The sequence below is a fragment of the Poseidonibacter lekithochrous genome, assembly GCF_013283835.1.
GTDB lineage: Bacteria > Campylobacterota > Campylobacteria > Campylobacterales > Arcobacteraceae > Poseidonibacter > Poseidonibacter lekithochrous.
In genome coordinates, this window is record NZ_CP054052.1 from 995803 (window position 1) to 1022776 (window position 26974).

Sequence of the window (26974 nt, forward strand, 5' to 3'; positions counted from 1 at the left end):
AAAGATGAAATTTAATAAAATAAAAGAAGAATTAAAAAGTAATCCAAAAACATGGCTTGTGACAGGATGTGCAGGATTTATAGGATCAAACCTAATAGAGACTCTTCTAAAATTAAACCAAAAAGTAGTTGGGTTAGACAATTTTTCTACAGGTTATCAATACAATTTAGATCATGTAGAAAATAGTATTTTAAAAGATCAATGGTCCAACTTTTCTTTTATTAAAGGCGATATCTCAGACTATGAAACTTGTTTAAACTCTACCAAAAATGTAGATATAGTTCTAAATCAAGCAGCATTAGGATCAGTACCAAGATCAATAGATAATCCAGTAATTTCAAATAACTCAAATGTAACTGGTTTTTTAAATATGATTACAGCTGCAAAAGAGAATAGTGTAAAAAGATTTGTATACGCTTCCTCATCGTCTGTATATGGCGATTCACAAGAACTACCAAAGGTAGAGACACGAACTGGAAATTTACTTTCTCCATATGCTGTTACAAAATATGTAAATGAACTATATATGGATGTATTTTACAAATGTTATGGATTTGAGTCTATAGGTCTTAGATACTTTAATGTATTTGGAAAAAGACAAGATCCAAATGGAGCATATGCAGCAGTAATGCCAAAATGGATATCTGCTATGTTAAATGGGGAGGATGTATATATAAATGGAGATGGTGAAACATCTAGAGATTTTACATATATAGATAATGTAGTACAAGCTAATATTATGGCAGGTGTTACTACAAATACAGAAGCCTTTGCAAAAGCATATAATACAGCAGCAGGTGGAAGAGAAACATTAAACAATCTATTTGCTGCAATAAAAAATAGTCTTGAAGAAAATCTTCCAGAGCTAAAAATAAAAGATGCAATATATAGAGATTTCAGAGCAGGAGATATTAGACACTCAAATGCAAATATCGACCAAGCTAAAACACTTTTAGGATATGAGCCAACACATAACTTAGAAGAAGGACTACAAGAATCACTAGCGTGGTACATAAATGATATAAAGGGAAGTAAATAATGAATAATAAAATTTGTGTAATAGGTCTTGGATACGTAGGTCTACCATTATCAGCAGCTTTTTCTTCAAAATATGATGTAGTTGGATTAGATATTTATAAAGAAAGAATTGATGAATTATCTCGTGCATATGATAGAACTTTAGAGTTAAATGAATCACAACTTCAAGAAGCAATAGATAATAATATTAAATTTACTTGTAATATTGATGATATTAAAGATTGTAATATTTATATTGTAACTGTTCCAACTCCTATTGATAAAAATAAAAGACCAGATTTAACTCCTTTAATAAAAGCTAGTGAAACTGTAGGAAAAGTACTCAAAAAAGATGATATTGTAATTTATGAATCAACTGTTTACCCAGGTGCAACAGAAGAAGAATGTGTACCAGTACTTGAAAAATTCTCTTCTTTAAAATTTAATACTAATTTCTTCTGCGGATATTCTCCTGAGAGAATTAATCCAGGTGATAAAGAACATACAGTTACAAAGATTTTAAAAGTAACTGCAGGTTCAACTCCAGAGATTGGTAAAAAAGTAGATGAATTATATGCATCTATTATCACAGCAGGTACTCACTTAGCACCTACTATTAAAGTGGCAGAAGCTGCAAAAGTAATTGAAAATAGCCAGCGAGATATTAATATTGCATTTGTAAATGAATTGTCAATTATCTTTAATAAACTTGGTATTAATACAAATGATGTTCTTGAAGCAGCTGGAACAAAATGGAACTTCTTAAAGTTTAAGCCAGGATTAGTTGGTGGACATTGTATTGGTGTTGATCCATACTACTTAACACATAAAGCACAACAAGTAGGATATAACCCAGAGATTATCTTAGCAGGTAGAAGACTAAATGATAATATGGGAATATATGTAGCTAATCAAGTAATAAAACTTATGATTAAAAAAGGTCATAAAATAGAAGGATCTAATGTATTAATGTTAGGTATTACTTTTAAAGAGAATTGTCCAGATATTAGAAACTCAAGAGTCATAGATGTAGTAGAAGAATTACAAGAATTTGGATGTAATATAGATGTATATGACCCATGGGCAGATAAAGAAGAAGTTTGTCGAGAATACAGTTTAAATTTAGTAGATAATATTGACATAACAAAGTATGATGGGATTGTGGTGGCTGTTGCTCATGATGAGTTTAAATCTTTAGATTTATCAAATATAAATGATACAGTTGTATTTGATATTAAATCAGTAGTAGATTATCAAGATGGGAGTTTATAATGCAGATAGAAAATAGGAAAATAGGATTAACTCATTCTCCTTTAGTTATTGTAGAAATTGGGATAAATCATGAAGGCTCATTAGAAGTTGCATTCGATATGGTAGATGCAGCTTGGAAGTCTGGTGCAGAAGTTATTAAACACCAAACACATGTAGTTGAAGATGAAATGAGTAAGGAAGCTAAAAATGTTATTCCTGGTAATGCAACTGAGTCTATATATTCAATTATGGAAAGATGTTCTTTAAGTGAATCCGATGAAATTAAATTAAAAAAATATGTTGAGTCTAAAGGGATGATTTTTATTAGTACACCTTTTTCAAGAGCTGCAGCAAATAGACTTGAAAGAATGAATGTAAGTTCTTATAAGATTGGTTCAGGAGAATGTAATAATTACCCTCTTATTGAACATGTAGCTTCTTTTGGTAAGCCCATGATTGTCAGTACAGGTATGAATGATATTGAATCTATTAGGAAAACTGTTAATATTTTAGAAGAATATAATATCAGTTATGCTTTGCTTCACACAACTAATCTTTATCCTACACCTATAAATTTAGTTAGATTAGGTGCAATGGTTGAACTTCAAAAAGAATTTCCTAATGCTATTATTGGATTATCTGATCATACAACATCAAACAGAGCTTGCTTTGCTGCAACAGCATTAGGAGCAAATATTTTAGAAAGACATTTTACAGATAAAATGGAAAGAACAGGTCCTGATATAATTAACTCAATGGATCCTATAGCTTTGAAAGAACTTATAGTTGGAAGTGATGAAATATCACGAATGAGGGGTGGAAAAAAAGAAGCTGCGAAAGAAGAACAAATTACGATAGATTTTGCTTTTGCTACTGTTGTTACCATAGCTAAAATTAAAAAAGGGGAAGTTCTTACTTCTGAAAACCTTTGGGTAAAAAGACCTGGGACAGGTGAAATATTAGCTGAAAATTATAAAACTTTACTTGGTAAGAAAGTTAATAAAGATATTGAAGCTGATACTCATTTATTTTGGAATGATATTAATGACTAAAAGAAAAATTGTTTTCTTAACAGGTACAAGAGCTGATTTTGGAAAACTAAAATCATTAATTAAAATTACGCAAAATGATGCAAAATTAGATGTCCACATTTTTGCTACAGGAATGCATCTAAATTCTAAATATGGAAAAACTGTAGATGAAATTTATAAATCTGGATTTAAAAATATTTATCAATATATAAATCATGATACAGTTGAGCATATGGATAGAACATTAGCTAAAACTGTAGATGGATTTTCGCATTATATAGCAGAATTGAAACCTGACTTAATAATTGTTCATGGGGATAGAGTTGAAGCTTTAGCTGGTGCAATTGTTGGTAGTATGAATAATATATTAGTTGCTCATATTGAGGGTGGTGAAATATCTGGTACAATCGATGAACTAATTAGGCATTCTGTAAGTAAATTATCTCATATTCATTTAGTATCAAATGAAGAAGCAAAAAAAAGGCTAATTCAATTAGGTGAATTTGGAAATTCCATTTTTGTTTTGGGTTCGCCAGATCTTGATCTAATGGATTCTAGAAGTTTACCATCATTAACTGAAGTAAAAGAATATTATAATATTAAATTTGATAAATTTTCGATTGCAATGTTTCATCCTGTTACTACAGAATATGATAAAATTCAAGAATATACATACAATTTTACTAAAGCATTAATTGCAAGTGGGCTAAATTATATAGTAATATATCCAAATAATGATTTAGGTAGTATTGAAATATTGAATGAATATAAAATATTTAATAACAATAAAAAAATAAAATTATACCCATCTTTAAGATTTGAGTATTTTTTAACGCTTTTAAAAAATTCTGAGTTTATGATAGGTAATTCAAGTGCTGGTGTACGAGAAGCGCCTTATTATAACGTATCTACAATTGATGTAGGTACAAGGCAAAATAATAGAGTTAAATTATCTTCTGTATTCAATTGTAATTATAGTTTCAATTCTATAATAAATTCGATTAATACAGTAAAAAATATAAAACATAAATTCTTAGAAGATAAAGATTATTTTGGAAAAGGAAAAAGTGATAAATTATTGCTGGAGTTAATTAATTCTAATAAAATATGGAAAATTAATCACCAAAAACAATTTCAGGAGATAAATATTAATGAATAAAATAAGAGTTATTTCACGAATTGATGTAAAAAATGAATTTGTTATTAAAGGAATACATCTTGAGGGTTTACGTAAAGTAGGTGATCCAAATATACTTGCTAAAAAATATTATGATGAGGGTATAGATGAAATAGTTTTTATGGATGCTGTTGCTGCTTACTATGATAGAAATAGTTTAAGCCATATAATTGAAAAAGCTTGTAAAGATGTATTTGTTCCAATTACAGTTGGGGGAGGTATTAGAACAATTAATGATATATCAAATGCATTGAAGGTTGGTGCAGATAAAATTGCAATTAATACAAAGGCTGTGCAAGATCCTGAGTTTATAAAAAAAGCTTCTGAAATATTTGGTAGTCAATGTATTGTATCTTCAATAGTATCAAAAAAAATCGATTCTAATAAATGGGAAGTTTATATTGATAACGGTCGGGAACCAACTGGCATTGACGTATTAGAATGGGCAAAAAAAGTTGAAGAGTTAGGTTCAGGTGAAATAATGTTAACTTCAATAGACAAAGAGGGAACAAAAAGAGGTTTTGATATTGAATTAAATAAAGCTGTTTCTGAAATTGTATCTATTCCTGTTATTTCTAGTGGTGGAATGGGCAAATTAAATGATGCGGTTGATTTATTAAAGAAAACAAAAGTTGATGCAATTTCTATCGCTTCTGTTTTGCATTATAATATAGAATCTATTTCTGAAATTAAGAATAACTTAATAGATAATAACATAAAGGTTAGATTTTGAAAATAGTTGTTATAGATTATGATATAGGAAATGTAAAAAGTATAATTAATGCGTTGGAAAATATCGGTATTACTCCACAATTAACAAATGAGAGAAATGAAATATTAAAAGCTGATGCAGTGATTTTGCCAGGTGTTGGGGCTTTTAAACATGGAATGGAAAATCTTAAGAAATACGAGCTTATTGAAAGTTTACTAGACTTTATTAAGTTAGATAAGCCTTTTCTTGGCATTTGTCTTGGAATGCAAATGCTACTTGAAGAAAGTGAAGAATTCGGAATAACAAAAGGATTATCTGTAATAGAAGGTAAAATAAAAAAACTACCAGTTAAAAATTTGAATTTTGAAAAACTACCGCATGTTAGTTGGAATGAAATAAGAAATAAAAATAATAATTGGAAAAATACAATTTTAAATGATATCGGTGAATATAGTGACATGTATTTTGTTCATAGTTTTGTAGCTATGCCAAAAAATGAAAATGATATATTATCAACAACTCTATATTCTGATTATGAATTTGTATCATCATTAAAAAAAGGAAATGTTTACGGTTGTCAATTTCATCCTGAAAAAAGTGGTGAAATTGGTTTGAAAATATTAAAAAATTTTGTAAATATATGTAAAGGAAAATATAATGGCTGAGAAACTAGAAGCTTACTACGGCTTACCAAATGAGGTGAAATTTTGTAAGAAATGTGTAATTTCAAACCAAAGACCAAGCTCAACTGTTGAGTTTAAAAATGAAAAAGGTGAAAAGAAAAAAGTAATAAACTTTAATGACGAAGGTGTTTGTTCTGCTTGTGTATACCATGAAGAGAAAGAAGAAGGTATTAATTGGAATGAAAGGGAAGATAAATTAGAAGAACTACTATCTAAATTTAGAAGTACAGATGGGTCATATGATGTAATTGTTCCTGGTAGTGGAGGTAAGGATAGTGCTTATACTGCACATGTTCTAAAATATAAATATGGAATGAACCCTTTGACAGTTACTTGGGCACCACATCTATATACAGATATTGGTTGGAAAAATATGCAAGAATGGATGCACACAGGAGGGTTAGATAATATTTTATATACTCCTAATGGAAAACTACATAAAGAAATGACAAGGAATGCTTTTCATAATTTATTACATCCTTTTCAGCCTTTTATTGTTGGTCAAAGAATTATTGGTCCTGCTATGGCTAAAAAATTTGGTGTTCAACTTGTAATGTATGGTGAAAATCAAGCTGAATATGGTAATGCTATTGAAGAAAATACTAATCCTATTATGAATATGGACTTTTTCTCTTCTGAAGATGCCTTGGAAATGAAGTTTGGGGGTATCTCTATGCAAGAATATATAGATACAGGTAGATATTCAAAAGATGATTTTGCACCTTATATTGCTCCAGATAAAAAAGATTTAGTTGAATCTGGCGTTGAAGTACATTATTTAGGTTATTATCTTAAATGGGATCCTCAAGAATGTTACTATTATGCGGTAGATAATACAGGTTTCCAAGCAAATCCTGTTAGAACAGAAGGAAGTTACTCAAAGTATAGTAGTATTGATGATAAAATTGATCCCTTTCATTATCTTACAACTTTGATTAAGTTTGGAATTGGAAGATGTACATATGATGCTGCTCAAGAAGTTAGAAATGGTAAAATAACTAGAGAAGAAGCTGCATATTTAGTTAAAAAATATGATACAGAATTTCCTGATAAATATTTTGAGGAATTTTTGGAATATATTGATTCTACTGAGGAAGAATTTTGGGAGACAATGAATAGTCATAGATCTCCTCATATTTGGAAAAAAGTAGGTGAAGATTGGAAATTAAGACATACAGTTAATAATGATGGTATAGATGACAAAAAGTAGAATTTTAGCTGTGATTCCAGCCCGAGGCGGTTCTAAGGGATTGCCTGGTAAAAATATTATTGATTTTGCTGGTAAGCCTTTAATCACTTGGACTATTGAATCTAGTATTAATTCTAAATATATATCTAAAACTATAGTTAGTAGTGATGATTATGAAATTCTAACTGTATCAAGGGAAAATAATGCTAACACACTTAAGAGACCTGATTATTTGGCCCTTGATACAACGGCAACAGAACCAGTAGTTTTGCATGTGCTTGATTCATTGAAAATTAGCAATGAAATCTTTGATTATATTATTCTTCTTCAACCTACTTCTCCCTTGCGAAGTAGTAAAAATATAGATGAGGCTTTTGATTTATTACTTAATAGTGATGCTACCTCTCTTATTAGTGTTTGTGAAATAGATAATAAAATATTAAAAGCTTTCAAAAAGAATGATAAAGGATTTATAGAAGGTATATCTAATAATAAATACCCTTTTATGAGAAGGCAAGATTTACCAAATACTTATATGAGTAATGGTGCAATATATATAATTAAAACTAGTGAATTTCTTAAAAATAATAGTTTTCTTACAACAAAAACAGTATCTTATTTAATGAATAGCCGTGATAGTATTGATATCGATAATGAAACTGATTTAGTAAAAGCAAGAGCATATATATAATATCAACTAATTAGAAAGATATACAATGAAAAGAATTTTAATCGTATCCAACCAACCTCAACGATTTTTGGATCAATTTCATTTTGCTAATGAAATTGTTAATAAATCAAAAAATACCATTGATATAAAATTTTATATTGACAGTAAAGTTTACTTAAAATATGAAGATATTATTAATTCATTTGAATTTGAAATAATAAATAATTTTTTAAGTAAAAAACAAAAAGTTAGTTTACCAAGGAAACAAACATTTTTTAAATTAATTAAAAAATATATTCCAAAAAAAGAAAAAATTATTCTGTCTCTTAAAAACTCAAAACTATATACTAATAAACTAGTAACAGAAGAAAAAAAAATTTATAATAGATTTACTTCTTTAAAAAAAGAATTATTTAATCCTATTAAAGAAGCTAACTTTGATGTGATGTTTATTAATGGTGATAGACACTTAAATAGTGAACCTGTTTTTTTAAATATTGCTAAAACCCTTAATATTCCGGTAGTAATACCCTATATGGTTTATTTTGCAGAAGAAGAAGATTTACTAAAGAAAAGTAATATTACTTTAAAAAAAAGTTTTTTATTATCAAAATACATAAGTATTTCACAAAAAAAATTTAATATTCATAATAGAGAAAACAAATATTACTACTCTCATACATTTGCCAATGCTTTAGAGAAATTTGGTGTATTATCAATTAATCCTTGGTTTATGGGATCAGGTTGCAGTGATATTTTATGTTTACCAAATAAGTACATGAAGATGCACTATGTTACAAATGGTGTGAATGAAGAAAAAATTAATATTCTTGGTGATACTTCGTATGATCAACTTTTTAATAAATTTAATAATAAAGATGATATAAAAAAAGAAATAATTTCTAAATATGAGTTAGATAATAAAAAAAGAATTATTATTATTGCACTACCTCAATTAGGTGAACATGATATTTTACCTTGGGATGAACATTGGAAAGAAATAGATTTTTTAATGAGTAAAATAGATTTGTTAGATGGAAATATATTAATTTCACTCCATCCTAAAATGAAAAGGGACGAATACCAATTTTTAGAAAGAAAATTTAATTGTAAATTATTAGATGAAAGGTTAAGTGAAGTTTTAGTTATTTCTGATTTATTTATTGCTACATTCTCAAGTACGATATTATGGTCAACACTTTGTGGTATTAAAACTGTTGTTGTTGATTTTTATGGACAAAACTTTAAGATGTTTGATTATATAACTAGTATTATAAAAGTAAATGATAAAGAGAAATTGGAATTAATATTAAGAAATACTTTAAAAGATAAAGTTGAATTTTCTGATGATTGGGTAAAACTATCAAAAGAAAATGTATTTGATGGTAATACAATTCAAAGATATCTGGATCTTATTTATAGGATCGCTAAATAATGAGTAGTCAAATTTTTAAAAATTCATTTTATTATATGCTTGCATCTTTTCTTCCAACAGCAGTTGGATTTATTATGCTTCCCATATATAGTAGATATTTATCTCCTGATGATTATGGTATTGTTGCATTAGTTTTATCTTTTCAGATGTTTTTGCCATTAATATTATCATTAAAATTGGATTCTTCATTATCTAGATTTTATTTTGAATATAAAGATAAAGATTTAAAAATATTTATTTCAACTATTTTGCTTGTAATATTTATTTTCTCAATTATTTTTTCTATTATTATCTATGTTAATTTAGACTCTATTATTAGTTTTGTTTTTCCTAAAACACCAGATAAGTATTTTTTACTATTCGAAATGGGATTAATAATTTCATTTTTATCTATTTTTAATAATTTTCTAAAAAATTTAATAAGAGTAAGAGAAAAAGCAAAATTATTTATGAAAATACAATTATGTTTATTTTTCTTTAATTTCACTGTTAATATTATAGAAGTTATTGTATTAGAAAGGGGAGCTTATGGTATTATTGAGGCAAGCTTAATATATGTAATATTATCGTTAATAATTTATATATATGTAAATAAAGATTATTTTATTCTATACAATAAATTAATATACATAGTAGATCCTATTAAGTTTTCATTACCTTTAATTCCTCACTCATTATCAGGTTTGATTTTTATGTATTCTGATAGAATAATTTTAGAAAAACATGTGACATTAAGTGCAATTGGTTTATATATGTTTTCAGACAAAATAGCAATGGTATTTAAAATGATTGTCAATGAATTCAATGCAGCTTTTTCCCCATATTTTGTAAGAAAATCTAAAGAATCTAGAGAGAAAGCAATAGAAGAAACACATAATATTTCTTTAATATTTATTTATATTCTTTCAATGTTGATTGTTTTTTTAGCATTGTTCTCGGTGGAAGTAGTATATATTCTTTTAGATGATAGGTATTTTGATACTTGGATGATGATTCCTCTGCTCTCTTCTGCTTATATTTTTCGTTCTCTTTATTGTTTTAGTAGTAGTGGATTATTTTTTGAAAAGAAAACAGGTAAAGTTGCTATTATTACCATATTTGCAGGTGTAGCTAACATTGGATTAAATATTGTATTAATTCCACACTATGGCATTATGGTTGCTATCTATACAACTATATTTTCTTTTTTTATTACATTTTTAATGTCAGAATTAATATCATATAAAATTTATTATTTAAAATTAATGAGTAAAAAGAATATCATTATTGTTAGTTATATGTTTATTTCTATATTCTTTTCATTATATTTAAATAAAAGTTTTTTAGATTTTGGCTTAATTGAATATTTGTATAAATTTATAGTATTAGCAATTGGTTTTGGGATAGGTTATAAATTAAAGTTATTTAACATTGATAAATTATTAAAAATTAAAGGTTGAAAATTGAATAATATTGAGAAAAAAACGTACATAATAGCAGAAATAGGTAATACTCATGAAGGTAGTTTAGGCCTTGCTAAACAGTTTATTAAGTCTGCATCTGCTTGTGGAGTAGATGCTGTTAAAATGCAAACACATATATTTGAAGCTGAAAGTTTACTATCTGCACCAAATCCTCCTTATTTTAAAGACGAAACACGAAAAGAATATTTTGAGAGGACTTCTTTTTCTGTTGATCAGTGGAAAGAACTTAAAAGATATAGCGAAGAAGATTTAAAAATTGATTTTTTTAGTTCACCCTTTTCTCTTGAAGCAGTAGATTTATTAGAAGAAGTAGGAATGGATACTTATAAAATTGCTTCAGGTGAAGTAAATAATATTCCACTCCTTGAAAAAGTTGCAAAAACTGAAAAAAAAGTACTACTTTCAAGTGGTATGAGTAGCTGGAATGAAATAGATGAAGCAGTTGAAACACTTCAGACAAATGGATGTAAAAATTTAGTTGTTCTTCAATGTACATCTGAGTACCCATGTCCTCCAGAGCAAAGTGGTTTAAATGTGTTAGATGAAATGAAAAATAGATATGAAAATGTAGAGATAGGATATAGCGACCATACAATGGGTGTTGCTGTGCCAATTGCTGCTGTAATCAAAGGTGCAACAGTAATTGAAAAGCATTTTACACTTTCTCAAAAAATGTATGGTAGTGATGCTATGAATTCTACAGAACCAGATGAATTTAAACGACTTGTAGATGAGATAAGACAAATTGAAACATCTTTGACTAATAATATAGATAAAGATGAAAAAGTTAAAAACTTAACTAACATGAAAATAACTTTTGAAAAATCAATTGTATCAGCAGATTCAATAAATGAATTGGATAAAATAGAATTTAAACATTTAGCTTTTAAAAAACCTGGGGATGGAATTCCTGCAAAAGAGTATAAAAAACTTTTAGGTAAGAGAATAAATAAAAAAGTTAATAAAGATTATAAATTTAAATGGGAAGATTTTAAGTAATGAAAAAAATATGTGTTTTTGTTGGAAGTAGAGCAAATTATAGTAGTATCAAATCAGTTATGAGAGCAGTAAAAGCTCATCCTAAGTTAGAACTTCAAGTAGTTCTAGGTGCGTCTGCAATTTTAGATAGATTTGGGAAAGTTGAAGATTTAATTAGAAAAGATGGATTTGAACCAAACTTTACTTTTCATAACTTAGTAGAAGGCGAAAATCCTGCTACTATGGCAAAATCAACAGGTTTAGGATTAATGGATGCTTCTATGATTTTTAATAACTTAAAGCCTGATTTTTTAGTAGTTGTTGGTGATAGATTTGAAATGATGTCAGTTACTTTAGCTGCTGCATATATGAACATAAGAATTGTACATACTATGGGTGGAGAAGTAACAGGAACAATTGATGAGAGTATTAGACATGCAATTACAAAATTCGCACATGTCCATTTCCCAGCAAATGAAGATTCTAGTAAAAGAATCATAAAAATGGGTGAAGATGAAGAATTTGTTTTTAATGTTGGGTGCCCTCGAACAGACTTAGTTGCAGAAGAACTTAAAAATGATAGTTATGATATTTTAAAAGATTTATTTAAAATATATGGTGGAGTTGGTAAAGAATTTGATCTAACTAAACCTTATTTATTAGTTTCTCAACATTCAGTAACTACTGAATTTGGAAATAACAGAAAACAAATAGAAGAAACTTTAAAAGCTCTTGAAGAATTAGAAATGCCAACTATTATGTTATGGCCTAATGCTGATGCAGGTGGAGATGATATATCTAAAGGTATAAGAACATATAGAGAAAAACATAATCCTCAATGGTTGCATCTTTTTAAAAACTTACCTACTCATATATATATACATCTTATGAATACAACATCTTGTTTAGTAGGAAATAGTAGTTCTGGCGTAAGAGAAGGGGCTTTTATTGGAACACCTGTAATTAATATAGGAACGAGACAAAATAAAAGACTTAGAACAAACAATGTAATCCAAGTAGATTATAATGCTAAAGAAATAATAGAAGGTATTAAACAACAATTAACTAATGGAAAATATGAAAGTAGTGATATGTATGGTGATGGTACTGCAGGAGATAAAATAGCAGAAATACTTACTTATGTAGAACCTTCAATTCAGAAGACTATTACTTATTAATATGAAATTTCTTGGGATAATACCTGCAAGAGGTGGAAGTAAGGGAATACCTAAAAAAAATATAAAACTTTTAAAAGGTAAACCCCTTATTGCTTATACTATAGAAACTGCACTTAATTCTAAACTTGATAAAGTGATAGTTTCTACTGATTGTGAAGAGATAGCAGAAGTATCTAAAAATTATGGTGTGGAAGTGATGATGAGGACTGATATATTGGCTCAAGATAAAACTCCTACACTGCCAGTTTTACAAGATGTTGTAAGTAAACTTGATGAAGAATATGATGCTATTATGACTCTACAACCTACTTCTCCCTTAAGAACAGAAAATCACATAAATGAGTCAATAAAACTTTTTGAAATTAATACTAGTGCAGATAGTTTAGTAAGTGTTGTTGAAATGCCACACAATTTTAGTTCTGAAAAATTAATGAAACTTGAGGGAATGTATTTAACTGGTAATAGTAATGTAAAAAGAAGGCAAGAAGTAGAAATTATGTATGCAAGAAATGGTGCAGCTATTTATATAACAAAATGTGAAAAACTTAATGAATATATATTTGGTGGTAAGATTTTACCATACTTTATGAGTAAAATAAATAGTTTTGATATTGATGATATGGAAGATTGGGAAATAGTGGAGAAATTAATTGGATAAAAGTGGTATAAGCATAATAGCAGAAAATGGTATCGCAATCTACACTGTAAAACCTATAATAAAAGAACTTGTTAATAAGGATATTTCTATATATATTTATACTACAGTGAACAAAGATATTGTATCTAAAGAACTTAATATAAAAAAAGAAAAAATTATAAATATTAATACCTTAACTAATAGATACAAATCTGTATTTGATTTTTTATTAAAACAACTTCTTGTAAATAGTAAATTTTCAACTCAATATTCTAGGATTAATAAAACAAATTCTAAAGTACTTAATGTTTTAGGAAACTTTTTTTTAAAATTACCTAAGCCAAATAGTAAAAAAGTTAATAATATATATTCGTTTATATGGAAAAATATAAACAGAAAACCATCTTTTAAAACAAAAAAATTATTTGTTATTACTAGAACAGGCAATAGTTATTTAATAAATAATAAACACCATACAGCTTTTACATTAGTAGAAAGTTGGGATCATCCTGTAAAGTCGCCATTTTTTTTTAATAGTAAACTTACTTTTGTTTGGAACAATAGTTTAAAACAGGATGTTGTAAAATTTCAGAATTATGATTCAAATCTAATCGAAACAATTTATCCAATGAAGTTTAGATATATTGAAGAGTTAAAAGATAAAAATATAAATATCGCTAATGTATTTATAAAAAAAGAATTAGATTTTATTGAAAGTAACAAATATGTTTTATATATTTGTACTTATTCTAATTTCTCAGGAAATAATCTCTTTGAAGGTGAAAAGTTATTGATAAAAGAAATACTATCTATTTGTAAAAAAAACAATAAAATTCTTTACATAAAACCGCATCCTCATTCTAATGGAAAAGAATTTGAATTTCTAGATAAAAGTGAAGATTTTAGAATAGGAATATCAGCAACAAATAATGGATATAACTATATTTTCACTGATGAAGATCAATATTATAAAATTCAACTTTTAAAAAAAGCAAATACAATTATTAATGTAGGAACAACGTTAGTTCTTGAATCAAGTTTATTAAATACAAATATAGTACAGATAAAACTTAATAATAATTATAAAAACTTTAAAGTAGTAAGTGAAAATTATCATAATAAAAAGTATTTAAATAGCGGTAATTTTATATTAGATTTAAACACTGAACCATTGTATAAATTGGAAAAATATATAGAAAAAGAAAATAAATTTGCTCACGAATTAAAATACTGGGTTACAGATAAAACTTATAAACAAAGTATAGAGGAAATAGTTGATGAAATTTCTTAAAAAATTAATAAAACCTGTTTATATTGAATTGAATTCTTTTTTTAATGGCTTTATAATTTATTGTTTTAATTTAATAGTAAATAAAATACCTTTTCATTTGGTTAGACTATTTTTGTATAGATTTTTAATCACTATAGGAAGTAAAAGTTCAATATTAATGAATGTAACAATAAGAGGTAAAAATATAAAAATTGGTACAAATTGTGTTATTAACAGTGGTTGTTTATTAGATGGACGAGGGAGTAGTAAGATTATTATTGGAAACAATGTTGATATTGCACCTTTTGTTAAAATATGGTCAGTTGATCATAACCCAAATTCTTCTATACATGAAGCAAGATCAAAAGATGTTATTATTGAAGATAATTGTTGGGTGGCAAGCTCCGTTATAATACTACCTGGAATTACTCTTGCTGAAGGTACTGTTGTAGCTGCTGGTTCGGTTGTAGTTAAAAGTACCGAACCTTATTCAATTGTAGGTGGCATCCCTGCAAAATTTATTTCAAATAGAAATAGGGATATTGAGTATAAACATTTTTGGAGACCTTGGTTTGAATAATAATGATTTAATTTTTAAAGATTTAATTTACAGAGTTTTTTATGAACCATATTATTTAAAAGAAATATTAAGTTTTAATAAATATGGTAAAATTATAGAAAAAGAATTTGAAAATCTTCTAAATAAAACTATTTCTTCAAATGAACAATTATCAGAATACATTATCAATTATTATTTTCAAGATAAGAAGAAAATAGATAAGAATTTAAAAAAGACTTCACTTAATCTGAAAACTAGTATAACTAAATCAATATATTCAAGTTATATTAATGATATTAATAAATTTATTATAGGTAATAACTTGGAACAATTTGCTGATTTTATATTATTTGGAAGTCTTGCTACTGACGATTTTGTAAAAGAATTTAGTGATATTGACATGGTTTGTTTTATAAAAGACAGTGTTTTTGAATCGCCTTATTCATTTAATTTTTTTCAAGAAAAAATGTATCAGTTAAATGGACTTCTTTTACGTATAGATCCATTACAAAACCATGGAGTATTTATTGTTTTGCCATATGAAAAATTAAATTATAAAGAGTCTTTGAATATTCCATTAGAAGTGTTGACAAAAGGGATTTTATTAGGTAGTAAGAAAAAAACAATAGAGTTATTAGTAAATAATGATTCTTCTTTTCAAGATTCAAAAAAATATTTATCTGATTATATTAAATTGGTTCAAAAAGAAATGTTAAATGCTAACAATAGTTACAGGTTTTATAGAGATTTTTTGCATAGAGTGTATCTTTTACCGGCATTATATCTACAGGATAAAGGAAGATATTGTTATAAAAAAGATTCATTTTCTTTAATTAATAATTATAACGGTTTTGATGTCATCTCTAAACTCTGTAATTTTTATGATGATAAATTTTATAAAAGTAGAATATATCGAAAGATAATTCCAAGTTTTTTATTTAAAAGGTATCCTATTGTAATGAGATATCTTTTAAGTAAAATTTACGGAAGTAAAGAACAAAAAATTCTTTCAAATAGCGAACTAAAGAGCTATTTTGAAAAATTGAATAAATTAATTAAAAAGATTGAAAATGAATGAACTAAAGACAAATATAGAAAAATATTTTACTAATGATCTTAGTACTTATGCTTTTTCTAACTATCCTAGAGATATTAAAAAAGATTATTATTTTGAATTGAGAGATAAAATATCACGAGACTTAATTCATATAGATGGTATTTTATCAGTATACTCAATGGGTAATGTAGGTGCTCCTGGAATTTCTGATTTAGATTTCTTGATTGTAGTGGAAAATGATTTTTCTAATAAAAAATTATTAGAAGATTATTTTAGTAATTTGACTGATTTAGACAAATATATTGCCTTTGTTCATTATCCTTTTATTGCGTTTGAAGATAATATTAACAATGTTTTAAAAATACTGCCTTTAAGTAATTTAAATTATGAACAAGGTAAAAAATATGATTTTAGTTCAGAAATATCAGAGAATGAAAATATAACTATATTATCAGAATTAAGTTTTCTTTTTTATCCCAATTTATTTATCAATATTTTGCTTATGAAAAATATTGATTTTCGACAATCTATACAATTATTAAACGCATTTAGATTTCCACTAGAATTTATTTTAAAATATAATGAAATAAAATGCTTTAAACAATATATTGAAAAATTGGACAAAATAAAGGCTAGTTGGAAAACTTTAGATAAAGAAGAACTCAAGAAAGAAATAATTATTCTTTTAAAAGAAGCTTTATTTGTATGCTACATATTAATTGATGAGATTAATAAAAAGATTGAATGTATTGAATCTAAAAATATTGATTTACCATCATTTAATGTTATTATATTAAATAATTATAATCATATTAAATCATTAACTTATACTGTTAACATATATTATAAATATAATCGACTTGTTAAATTTTTACCTTTAAACTTTATAAAACCATATACTATGTTAAGCGAAAATAATAGTAATATTATATTTGAATATAATACTATAAATATGAAAATTAATAGAAATAGTGAATTTATGAATAGAAATAAGTTGTATTCTGATTATTCAAATAATTTAACAAAAAATAACTTAGAAGATTTTGTACCATACCCATTTTTTTTCAAAAATAAAAAAACATCAATCTTAAAAAAAGTATTCTATAAAATAATTAAAAGGCTGTATAAATGAAAAAAATAATACTTTGTGGATCTTTAGCATATGATAATATTATAGTATCAAATGATACGTTTATTGAACAATATGAAAAATACAATAGTTTAAATATGTCTTTATCTACGGGATCCGTACGAGTTGAATATGGAGGTTGTGCTGGTAATATAGCATATGGTTTAAATCAATTAGGAATAAAATCAAAAATCATTTCATCTTTAGGAAAAAAAGATAGCAAAAATTACTTGAAACATCTTAAATCAAATAATATTAAGACAAATGATATCCGTATTTTCAAAGGTTTTTCTGCGCAGGCACATATCTTAAATGATAAAGAGAACAATCAGATAACATCATTTTATTTAGGCTCTTTATCAAATAGGCTAAATGATGTAACTTTTAGTAAAAATAATATTGTAATGATTTCTCCCGATAATATTGAAAATATGAAGTTCTATGCAAATTATTGTATCAAAAATAATATAGAATTTATTTTTGATCCAGGTCAAGTTATATCAATGTTTAATAAAAAAGATTTGAAATTGTTTATATCTAAATCTAAGATATTGATTATCAATCAACATGAATTTAATTTTTTAGCTAGTAAATTTAATGAAAAAAAACTATTTAATTTAACTAAAAAAATTATAATTACAAAAGATTCCTCTGGTTCAGAACTTTATATTAATGGGGAGATGAAGCATTATGAAAAAGCAAACACAGTTATTAAAAAAGAGATAATTGATCCTACGGGCTGTGGAGATGCTTATAGAGCTGGGGTTTTGTATTCATTGATCATTGATGATATAAAAAAAGGTATGAAAATAGGTTCTAATTTAGCCTCTGAGAATATTAAATCTCATGGTACACAAAATTATAAAATTAAGGGATAAAGTATTCTTACTATTAATCGAAATTTATATATAAATTACCTATTAACTTTATTATGTTCTTTCCCAATTTTACTAATATTTTACAAATTTGGAGGAGCTAGTTTTTTAATTAAAAACCTAATGATATCTTTATGTTTTGTATTTTTTATTCTTTTGTCAATAAATAAAATTAAAGTATTAATTCATTCCTTACCATTATTTGTCTTTGTGTCAATATATCTTCCCGGTAGTATAAGAACTGATTATTTAATAATTATTGGTTTATTTCTTTCCCTATTGATATATAAAATATATAATAATCAACCGTTTAAGTTAAATAATCTCCTTGTATATTTACTAATATTTACAATTTATCCTATTTTTAGTACTTTTGTATATTCATACTTAAATAATAGTTTTGAAACATTAACTTTTGCAAGTATTACAATGAATCAATTTTGGATAAGGATATGTATAATTTCATTTATAGCTTACAATATTATATATAGTGAAGAGTTATTTATTAAATTCTTTAAAATATTGTACTTTACAAGTATTATTATATTACTTCATGGATTAGGTGAAACACTGGGTATTGTTCCTTCTTTTTTTGATAAAATAACTTATCTCTTCATTAAGCCGTCAAATTATTTTATGTATGAACAGTTAGTAAATTTGCCTATTCATAGAGCAACTAGTATTTTATCACATCCAACTACTTTTGCTTATTTTGCTTTTTTTATTTTTATTATTACTTTTATGTATAAGAAAAATATAATTAAATATATCAGCAGAAAGGTTGTTTTGAGTATTGCAATAATTGCAGGTATTGCATCTATATCTAAGGTTTTTTTTGCAGGGATGTTATTTTTTATATTGTATGAAGTTGTTTATAAACAAAAAAGATACAAATTATTTTTAGCTTTTATCTTTTCAGTTAGCTTTTTTATTCTATACGTATATTTTTTTGGAGCAGGTCATAAAATAACTCTTTTTAATACTTTATACTATAATGTCAATTTACTTTATGAGTCTGGGATATTTGAATATGCTTTTAGAACAAGATATGATAGTGATACTGGCTTATTAGTATCAACTATACCTTATATAGTAAATAACTTTTTATTTGGTATTGGTGCAAATATATTGCCTAACATTTTTTATGGTGATTCATTTTATTTTTCGTCAATGTTAAAATATGGAATAATAGGAACTTCATTTTTTATATTTATAATATTTAGAATTAGAAAAGAGTTAAAACAAATTATTTGTTTGGTGGATGATCCGTTGATAATAGCAATTATTCAAACAGTTATTTTCTTATTATTATTTAACTTTATAATTGCAGTAGGCTCGGAACCTTTTACTTTATCTAGAATAACTGAAATTGTTTATTTTATAATATTTTTATTTTTAGGGGGATATAAAATGAAAAGGAAATGTTGTGATAATAAGATCTAAAGCACCTTTAAGACTAGGCCTTGCTGGTGGAGGAACAGATTTAAATACTTATTGTGATAAATTTGATGGATATGTACTTAATGCGACTATATCTTTATATGTACATTGTACTATTGAAGAAAGATTTGATAGTAAAATACTATTCGAATCAACAGATATAAATCAAGTTTTAGAAACAGACTCTAATTTAAAATTAGAATTAGATGGACAAATGGATTTATACAAGGGCATCTATAATCGTATGGTAAAAGATTATATTGAAAAACCATTAAGTTTTAGTTTAACAACATACTCTGATGTACCTAGTGGTAGTGGCCTTGGTGGTAGTTCTACATTAGTAGTTGCAATCATAAAAGCTTTTGTAGAATGGTTAAATCTTCCTCTTGGTGAATACGATATAGCTAGACTTGCTTTTGATATAGAAAGGGAAGATATTGGTATTATTGGTGGTGCTCAGGATCAATATGCTGCCACATTTGGTGGATTCAATTTCATGGAATTTTATGATAAAAAAAGAGTAATTGTAAACCCTCTTAGAATTAAAAATTGGATTATCGATGAACTTGAAGCCTCTATGGTTTTATACTTCACAAATATTACTCGACAAGCAAGTCAAATAGAGAAAGAGAAAAAAAGTCTTTTAAGTGATGCTAAATCATTAGACGCAATGCATGAGGTAAAAAAAGATGCTGTTTTAATTAAAGAGGCTCTTTTAAAAGGAGAAATAAATAATTTCGCAAGAATACTTGGAAAGTCTTGGAGTGCAAAAAAAAGAGTTTCAAGTAGTATATCAAATAATGAGATTGATAAAATATACGATTTAGCCATTAAAAATGGTGCTTACAGTGGGAAAGTCAGTGGTGCAGGAGGAGGTGGATTTATGTTCTTTATGGTGAATCCATTGAAAAAGTTAAAATTAGTACGAGAACTGAATAAACAGCAAGGTGAAGTTATAAATTTTATGTTTGTTAAAGATGGGACAAAAGGTTGGAAAATATGATAAATGAATATATAAGTAGTCAAATAAAAAAATCAATTATGGTAAAGGAACAATTATTAAATAATAGTGAACTAATGGATTTAATTTTAAAAGTGTCATTAGAAGCAGTAGCTGTATATAATAATGGAAATAAGACACTTATTGCAGGTAATGGTGGCAGTGCAGCAGATGCTCAGCATATTGCTGGTGAATTTGTTAGTAAATTTTATTTTGATAGACCAGGGATACCTTCTCTTGCACTTACTACTGATACAAGTATTATTACTGCAATAGGAAATGACTATGGTTATAAGAAACTTTTTGCACGACAAATTCAAGCGAATGGAGTTAGTGGCGATATGTTTATAGGAATATCGACAAGTGGTAATAGCGAAAACTTAATTGAAGCACTAATAGAATGTAAAGAAAAAGGCATTATATCTGTTGGGCTTACTGGCGAAAGTGGTGGTAAAATGGCTGAACTTTGTGACTATTGCATTAAAGTTCCATCTGTAGAAACTCCAAGAGTTCAGGAAACTCATATTTTAATAGGACATATTATATGTGCTATTGTAGAAGAATCAATATTTGGTAAAGGGTTTAATTAATGGAAGCTATAGTACTCGCAGGTGGATTGGGTACAAGACTCAAAAGTGTTGTTTCTGAACTTCCAAAACCCATGGCACCAATATGTGATAGGCCATTTCTAGAATATATTTTAAATTATTTACATAAAAATGGTATTAAAAGAGTTATATTATCTGTAGGCTATAAATGGGAAACTATAAAAGAATATTTTGGATATAGTTATGAAAATATGGAACTTATATATAGTATAGAAAATGAACCTCTTGGAACTGGTGGAGCAATTAAAAAAGCAATGGATAAAATTAAGAATAAAATTTTTTTTATCATAAATGGCGATACTTTTTTTAATATAGATTTGAAAAATTTAACTTTAAAAGAAGATAGTAAACTTATGTTGTCTCTTAAAAAAATGAATAATTTTGATAGGTATGGATGTGTTGAACATAAAAATGGCTATATAACTGAATTTAGAGAAAAAGAATATTATGAAAGAGGAGATATAAATTGTGGAATATATTTAGCTTCTACGGATATATTTGATAAGTACAATATAGAATACAAATTTTCTTTTGAGGAGTTTATTCAAAATAATTTTAAAGAATTAAGAACTACCTCAGAAGTTTTTGATAATTACTTTATTGATATAGGAATACCAGAGGATTATGCACTAGCACAAAAAGAAATAGAGAATTATGTATGAAAAAAGCCTTGTTCTTAGATAGGGATGGTGTTATAAATATAGAAAAGAACTATCTTTATAAAATATCAGATTTTGAATTTTTAGATGGTGTATTTGAAACTTGTCGATATTTCCAACGCTTAGGATATTTGATTATAATCATTACAAATCAAGCAGGAATAGCTAGAGGTAAATATACCGAAAAAGATTTTAAATTATTAACCAACTGGATGACTCATAAATTCGAAATAGAAAAAGTTGATATTTCTAAAGTTTATTATTGTTCTCATCATCCAGATTTTACTGGTGAATGTGAATGTCGTAAACCAAAACCGAAGATGTTATTTGATGCTGAAAAAGATTTTGATTTAGATTTAAGAAAATCAATTTTAATAGGAGATAAGAATAGTGATATCGAAGCTGGGATAAATGCCGGAATAATACATAATTATTTAATTTCTACTGGTCATCCTATTATTGAAAATAATTATAGTGTTCAAATATTAAGTAATTTACGTGAGTTAAAGGATTTATTTTGAAAAAAATTTTATTTATTTATCTTGATAATTTGTTTCCAACAAATAATGGAAGTAGAAAAAATTCATTATCTGTGATTGAATATTTGCAAAAAAATGGTTACTCAATAGATATATTTTGTATATATAATAACAAAAAAAATGATAGTATTATAAATGAATACTGTGATAATTTATATGAATATAAAAGTCCCTTATCAAACTTATTTCTTAAATTTATAAATAAAATTTTGAATATTTTTATATTAAACCCTTTGCTAAAACATAGTATTTTTAAGTATATTTTGAGTAATAAAATGAAAAAAATATTAAAATCCACAGATTATGATAAAATTATCTTAAACTATGTTCAATGGCATTCTTTAATACCAAAAGAATACTTGCCTAAAACAATTATATTTACTCATGATATATATTATTATAGATATCATAGTTTTGCGAAAAGCTACTGGAAAAATATCATATATAACAATATAAAAAAGTATGAAATCGGACTTTTGAAAGAATATTATAAAATATTAGTAGTTGCTGATTATGAAAAAAAAGAATTAAGTAAATCTATTGACAGTTCAAAAATAGAATACATAGGTGCACCGCAAGAAGTTAAAAATATTGATATTAATAAAAGTAAATATACTTTTGGATTTATTGGCGCTAACGCCTGGCAAAATGAGGAAGCTTTAATTTATTATATTAATAATTTTATTAACTTTTTAGATGATGATTTAGTGATTGCTGGAAGTATATCAAATAACAAAAATATAATAGATTTATCTTCAAAATATAAAAATATAAAATTATTAGGATTTGTTGATAGTTTGGATGTCTTTTATGAAGAATGTAAGTTTATAATTGCTCCTATATTATCGGGAAGTGGTATAAAAATTAAAGTACTTGAAGCACTTTCCTATGGTAAAGTTGTTTTAGCAACAGAAAAATCACTAGAAGGAATAAATGTTGTTAACAAAAAAGAGATAATTAATATTGATTTTATGGATAAACTTGACTTAAAAAATTATATTAAAAATATAACAGAAAATGAATATGAAGACATATCAAATAATGCTAAAAAGTTTATAAATGAAAACTTTTCTAGAGATAAACTTTTTTCAAATATTTTAAAGGAAAATTAATTGAAGATATTACAAGTTATACCAAATCTAAATACGGGAGGAGCCGAGAAGTTCTGTATTGATTTATCAAATGAATTATCAAAAGATAATGAAGTGATCCTTTGTTCTTTATTTGATATTAATGAAAGTATGTTTTTAGCAAATAAAATCAATGATAATGTAAAAGTTGTAACTCTTGGAAAAAAACTTGGTGCTGATTGGAAAATTTTTTTTAAAATTTACAGTTTAATTAAAAAAGAAAAGCCTGATATTATCCATACCCATTTAAAAGCTTTATTTTATTCTATTCTTTCAATTTTTTTGTTTAAGAACTTAAAGTTTTTTCATACAATACATAATATTGCGACAAAAGAAAATTCAAAGATTTTTATGAATATATATAATATATTATTTAACAAATTTGGTGTTAAGCCAGTAGCTATTTCGGAAAAAGTATTAAAAACTGTTCATGATGTTTATGGTACAAATCATAAAATAAAAATTGATAATGGCGTATTAAGACCTATGACAACAGATTTATTAGATAATGTAAAAAAAGAAATTGAAGATTTAAAAATAAACCAAGACACAAAAGTATTTTTAAATATAGCAAGAATTTCTCCTCAAAAAAATCAAATGATGTTAGTTGAAGTTTTTAATAAATTGATTGAAGAGGGTAATAATATTATTTTATTAATTATTGGTGAAGATTCAACAGTTGAGAAAGAATATTATAATAGTGTAAAGTTAATCTCAAAACAAGGGATTACTTTCTTAGGATTAAGAAATAATATAGCAGATTATTTGTATTATTCCGATGTTTTTTGTTTATCATCAGATTATGAAGGCTTACCAATTACTCTACTAGAATCAATGTCTATGGGATGTTTACCGATATGTACTCCTGTTGGAGGTATTCCTGATGTTATTAAAACAGAAGTAAATGGATTGTTAGCAATTGATAAAAATAAAAAAGAATTTTATAATATTGTTAGTTTATATCTGAGACTTGAAGAATCAGAAAAAAGAATTATAAAGAAAAATACTCAATCTAAATTTGAAGAAGGTTATGATATAGAAATGTGTTCATCAAAATATTATAATGAGTATTCTAAATGAATGTAAAAAAAATAGTTATATTTGGTAAATTACCACCACCTATTGGAGGAGTAACAAGAAGCATTGAAAATTTATTTAGATCTTTGGAATTAAAAAAAATATTTGTTGAAATTATCTCTAAAAAAAATTTTTTTAAAAGATTTGATGTTGCACATGTACACTATTCAAAAAGTTGGAAAAGATTAATTGGTTTAATTCTAGGAAAAATTATTGCTAAAAAAGTAATATTTACATTACATGGAAATAAATATAATAATGATATTTATAATAAAATAAATTCAAAAATTGCTGATGGTGTGATATTTTTAAATAAGAATACTTATAATAAAAATCATCAGAAATTTACTAATTCAGTAATATTAACTTCATTATTTAAAGAAGGTTTATTTATCCATAAAGAGGGTAAAAAACTTTTAATAAAAGACTCTTCAAAAGTCTACGTGTTAGTATATGCATATACTAAAGTGATTCAGGATAATAAAGATATTTATGGTATGGATTTTATTTTAAATAATGTTGATAAATTTGATGATAATTACGTTATTGTTTTTATTGATCCAAACTCTGGATATAAAAATGATATTCCATCTAATTTAAATGGTAAATTGATTTATTTAAACTATGAAGTAAATTTTTTATCATTATTACAAGAAGTAGATATGTATATAAGACCTACAAGTACAGATGGTAATTCAGTAGCTGTGCAAGAAGCTCTTATGTTAGGTAAAAAAGTGCTTGCAAGTGATGTAGTAGATAGAGGTGATAGTGTTATAACATATAAATATAATAATTCTGAAGATTTTTTTAATAAACTAAAAAAGAATTGTGATAGTAAGATTGATTATAATCCTAATAGCATTGATAAATATTTAGAATTTTTAGGAAAATTATAATGTTGTCTACATTAAAAAAAGTTTATGATAACTTACCAAAAAAATATATTAAATTTTTAAAATATATACCAGACACAGTTTTATTTGGTAGATCTTATTTGTCATGGAAAGAAAAAGTCTATTTTGATAAAAGCAATATAGATAAAAATCTATTAGAAATATTAGTATATACTAGAGAAAATACACAATTTGGAAAAGATAATATACAAAAAGATATAAATATATCAAATGTAAAAAAAGTATTAGAAACATTACCTTTAATATCATCTAATGATTTATCTACAAATTTGGATTATTATGTATCAAAAGAATTCAAAGATAAAAAATCTTATCTCACGACTACAGGTGGTACAGGTAGGAACCCTACTTCAATTTTACTTTCAAATGAATCTTATGGTATTGAGTGGGCTCATATGCATCATATTTGGTCTTTGTTAGGATATAAAAAATCTAGAGATTTGAAATTAACACTTAGAGGAAAAAGTTTAAAAGATAACAATTTAGTAGAATATAATCCTATTTATAATGAGCTAGTGGTGGATACATTTAAAGTAAAAGATACTAACTTTAAAGATTTTTTAAAAGTTATAAATAAGTATGATATTAAATATATACATGGTTATCCTTCCTTAGTCAAAGAATTTATAGTTTATTTTGATAAATATAATTATAAACTTTCTTTAAATGGCATATTTTTGGCTAGTGAAGGGGCAACGGTAGAAGATAAAAAAAAGATTTCAGATTTTTTTAAATGCAAAGTTATTCATTGGTATGGTCAAAGTGAAAAAGTTACATTAGCTGTTGATACCAAATCAAATGATATGTTTAAGGTTTATACATCTTATGGTTATCCACGAATTGTTAATGGTGAACTTATTGCTACTTCATTTGTGAACAAGGCTTTACCCTTAATAAATTACAGAATGGGAGATGGCGCAGATATAGTTGAATCTGATAATCATATTTATATTAAAAATCTGAAAGGTAGATGGGGGAAAGATTTTATTTATCTTGATAAAAATAAAAAAATACCAACATCATCAATTAATTTACATTCTTCAATACAAGATCAAATATTATTTTATCAAATATATCAAAAAGAATATAAGTCCATTGAAATAAGAGTAGTGCCTAAAACGGATAGTACCTTAAATACAAAAAAATTAATTGAAACTTTTGGACTAGAAATGAGAAGTAATTTAAAAGATTTTAGTATAAATGTGAAAATTGTAAATGAAAATGAAATAATAAAAAGTCATAGAGGAAAAATGATCCTTTTAGTGCAAGAATTAAAAAACAAAATGGAGAACTAAT

General features: G+C 25.8%; 27 protein-coding genes. All 27 read left to right on the forward strand.

Going from position 1 to position 26974, the window contains the following annotated elements:
* The first annotated feature begins 4 nt into the window (after positions 1–4).
* On the forward strand, positions 5–1039 hold the full coding sequence (locus ALEK_RS04875; protein WP_071627132.1) for an SDR family oxidoreductase: 1035 nt from the start codon (positions 5–7) through the stop codon (positions 1037–1039).
* The gene (locus tag ALEK_RS04880) at positions 1039–2289 is read left to right on the forward strand and encodes a nucleotide sugar dehydrogenase (protein ID WP_071627133.1); all 1251 of its coding nucleotides are present in this window, start codon (positions 1039–1041) and stop codon (positions 2287–2289) included. The genes ALEK_RS04875 and ALEK_RS04880 overlap by 1 nt, the downstream gene beginning before the upstream one ends.
* Positions 2289–3320 carry an N-acetylneuraminate synthase family protein gene (locus ALEK_RS04885; protein ID WP_071627134.1) on the forward strand — a complete coding sequence of 344 codons (1032 nt, stop codon included), beginning with the start codon at positions 2289–2291 and terminating at the stop codon, positions 3318–3320. The genes ALEK_RS04880 and ALEK_RS04885 overlap by 1 nt, the downstream gene beginning before the upstream one ends.
* Complete coding sequence (gene neuC / locus ALEK_RS04890; RefSeq protein WP_071627135.1) at positions 3313–4458, forward strand: UDP-N-acetylglucosamine 2-epimerase; 1146 nt, start codon at positions 3313–3315, stop codon at positions 4456–4458. Before ALEK_RS04885 ends, neuC (ALEK_RS04890) begins: the two co-directional genes overlap by 8 nt.
* A complete protein-coding gene (hisF, locus tag ALEK_RS04895) occupies positions 4451–5209 on the forward strand; it encodes an imidazole glycerol phosphate synthase subunit HisF (protein ID WP_071627136.1) in 759 nt (252 codons plus the stop codon). The genes neuC (ALEK_RS04890) and hisF overlap by 8 nt, the downstream gene beginning before the upstream one ends.
* Positions 5206–5853, forward strand: coding sequence for an imidazole glycerol phosphate synthase subunit HisH (gene hisH, locus ALEK_RS04900; protein WP_228146296.1), 648 nt, complete (start codon positions 5206–5208; stop codon positions 5851–5853). The genes hisF and hisH overlap by 4 nt, the downstream gene beginning before the upstream one ends.
* Complete coding sequence (locus ALEK_RS04905; RefSeq protein ID WP_071627138.1) at positions 5846–7081, forward strand: N-acetyl sugar amidotransferase; 1236 nt, start codon at positions 5846–5848, stop codon at positions 7079–7081. The genes hisH and ALEK_RS04905 overlap by 8 nt, the downstream gene beginning before the upstream one ends.
* Complete coding sequence (locus ALEK_RS04910) at positions 7068–7751, forward strand: acylneuraminate cytidylyltransferase family protein (protein ID WP_071627139.1); 684 nt, start codon at positions 7068–7070, stop codon at positions 7749–7751. Before ALEK_RS04905 ends, ALEK_RS04910 begins: the two co-directional genes overlap by 14 nt.
* Positions 7752–7776: 25 nt before the next feature.
* The gene (locus ALEK_RS04915) at positions 7777–9165 is read left to right on the forward strand and encodes a hypothetical protein (RefSeq protein WP_071627140.1); all 1389 of its coding nucleotides are present in this window, start codon (positions 7777–7779) and stop codon (positions 9163–9165) included.
* Positions 9165–10604 carry a lipopolysaccharide biosynthesis protein gene (locus ALEK_RS04920; protein ID WP_071627141.1) on the forward strand — a complete coding sequence of 480 codons (1440 nt, stop codon included), beginning with the start codon at positions 9165–9167 and terminating at the stop codon, positions 10602–10604. The genes ALEK_RS04915 and ALEK_RS04920 overlap by 1 nt, the downstream gene beginning before the upstream one ends.
* A gap of 3 nt (positions 10605–10607) precedes the next feature.
* On the forward strand, positions 10608–11627 hold the full coding sequence (locus tag ALEK_RS04925) for an N-acetylneuraminate synthase family protein (protein ID WP_197950339.1): 1020 nt from the start codon (positions 10608–10610) through the stop codon (positions 11625–11627).
* Complete coding sequence (neuC, locus tag ALEK_RS04930; protein ID WP_071627142.1) at positions 11627–12784, forward strand: UDP-N-acetylglucosamine 2-epimerase; 1158 nt, start codon at positions 11627–11629, stop codon at positions 12782–12784. Before ALEK_RS04925 ends, neuC (ALEK_RS04930) begins: the two co-directional genes overlap by 1 nt.
* Position 12785: 1 nt before the next feature.
* Positions 12786–13442, forward strand: coding sequence for an acylneuraminate cytidylyltransferase family protein (locus ALEK_RS04935; protein ID WP_071627143.1), 657 nt, complete (start codon positions 12786–12788; stop codon positions 13440–13442).
* A complete protein-coding gene (locus tag ALEK_RS04940) occupies positions 13435–14712 on the forward strand; it encodes a hypothetical protein (protein ID WP_071627144.1) in 1278 nt (425 codons plus the stop codon). Before ALEK_RS04935 ends, ALEK_RS04940 begins: the two co-directional genes overlap by 8 nt.
* Before the next feature lie 157 nt (positions 14713–14869).
* Complete coding sequence (locus ALEK_RS17175) at positions 14870–15271, forward strand: acyltransferase (RefSeq protein WP_197950387.1); 402 nt, start codon at positions 14870–14872, stop codon at positions 15269–15271.
* Positions 15264–16328 (forward strand): nucleotidyltransferase domain-containing protein, encoded by a 1065-nt coding sequence (locus ALEK_RS04950; protein WP_071627145.1) that lies wholly within the window; start codon positions 15264–15266, stop codon positions 16326–16328. The genes ALEK_RS17175 and ALEK_RS04950 overlap by 8 nt, the downstream gene beginning before the upstream one ends.
* Complete coding sequence (locus ALEK_RS04955; RefSeq protein WP_071627146.1) at positions 16321–17439, forward strand: hypothetical protein; 1119 nt, start codon at positions 16321–16323, stop codon at positions 17437–17439. Before ALEK_RS04950 ends, ALEK_RS04955 begins: the two co-directional genes overlap by 8 nt.
* A complete protein-coding gene (locus tag ALEK_RS04960) occupies positions 17436–18314 on the forward strand; it encodes a PfkB family carbohydrate kinase (protein WP_071627147.1) in 879 nt (292 codons plus the stop codon). Before ALEK_RS04955 ends, ALEK_RS04960 begins: the two co-directional genes overlap by 4 nt.
* A gap of 783 nt (positions 18315–19097) precedes the next feature.
* On the forward strand, positions 19098–19754 hold the full coding sequence (locus ALEK_RS04965) for a hypothetical protein (RefSeq protein ID WP_164072443.1): 657 nt from the start codon (positions 19098–19100) through the stop codon (positions 19752–19754).
* Positions 19738–20754 carry a D-glycero-D-manno-heptose 7-phosphate kinase gene (gene hddA / locus ALEK_RS04970; protein WP_071627149.1) on the forward strand — a complete coding sequence of 339 codons (1017 nt, stop codon included), beginning with the start codon at positions 19738–19740 and terminating at the stop codon, positions 20752–20754. Before ALEK_RS04965 ends, hddA begins: the two co-directional genes overlap by 17 nt.
* On the forward strand, positions 20742–21341 hold the full coding sequence (gene gmhA2 / locus ALEK_RS04975) for a D-sedoheptulose 7-phosphate isomerase (protein WP_071627150.1): 600 nt from the start codon (positions 20742–20744) through the stop codon (positions 21339–21341). The genes hddA and gmhA2 overlap by 13 nt, the downstream gene beginning before the upstream one ends.
* Positions 21341–22021: a D-glycero-D-manno-heptose 1-phosphate guanosyltransferase gene (gene hddC / locus ALEK_RS04980; protein ID WP_071627151.1), complete on the forward strand. Its 681-nt coding sequence runs from the start codon at positions 21341–21343 to the stop codon at positions 22019–22021. Before gmhA2 ends, hddC begins: the two co-directional genes overlap by 1 nt.
* Positions 22018–22539 carry a D-glycero-beta-D-manno-heptose 1,7-bisphosphate 7-phosphatase gene (gene gmhB, locus ALEK_RS04985; RefSeq protein ID WP_071627152.1) on the forward strand — a complete coding sequence of 174 codons (522 nt, stop codon included), beginning with the start codon at positions 22018–22020 and terminating at the stop codon, positions 22537–22539. Before hddC ends, gmhB begins: the two co-directional genes overlap by 4 nt.
* Before the next feature lie 293 nt (positions 22540–22832).
* Positions 22833–23669, forward strand: a complete 837-nt coding sequence (locus tag ALEK_RS04990; protein ID WP_164072444.1) for a glycosyltransferase — start codon at positions 22833–22835, stop codon at positions 23667–23669.
* Positions 23670–24767 carry a glycosyltransferase gene (locus tag ALEK_RS04995; RefSeq protein ID WP_071627154.1) on the forward strand — a complete coding sequence of 366 codons (1098 nt, stop codon included), beginning with the start codon at positions 23670–23672 and terminating at the stop codon, positions 24765–24767.
* Entirely contained in the window at positions 24764–25660 is an 897-nt protein-coding gene (locus tag ALEK_RS05000) for a glycosyltransferase family protein (RefSeq protein ID WP_071627155.1), read from the forward strand. The genes ALEK_RS04995 and ALEK_RS05000 overlap by 4 nt, the downstream gene beginning before the upstream one ends.
* Complete coding sequence (locus ALEK_RS05005) at positions 25660–26973, forward strand: phenylacetate--CoA ligase family protein (RefSeq protein ID WP_071627156.1); 1314 nt, start codon at positions 25660–25662, stop codon at positions 26971–26973. Before ALEK_RS05000 ends, ALEK_RS05005 begins: the two co-directional genes overlap by 1 nt.
* Position 26974: the final 1 nt, after the last annotated feature.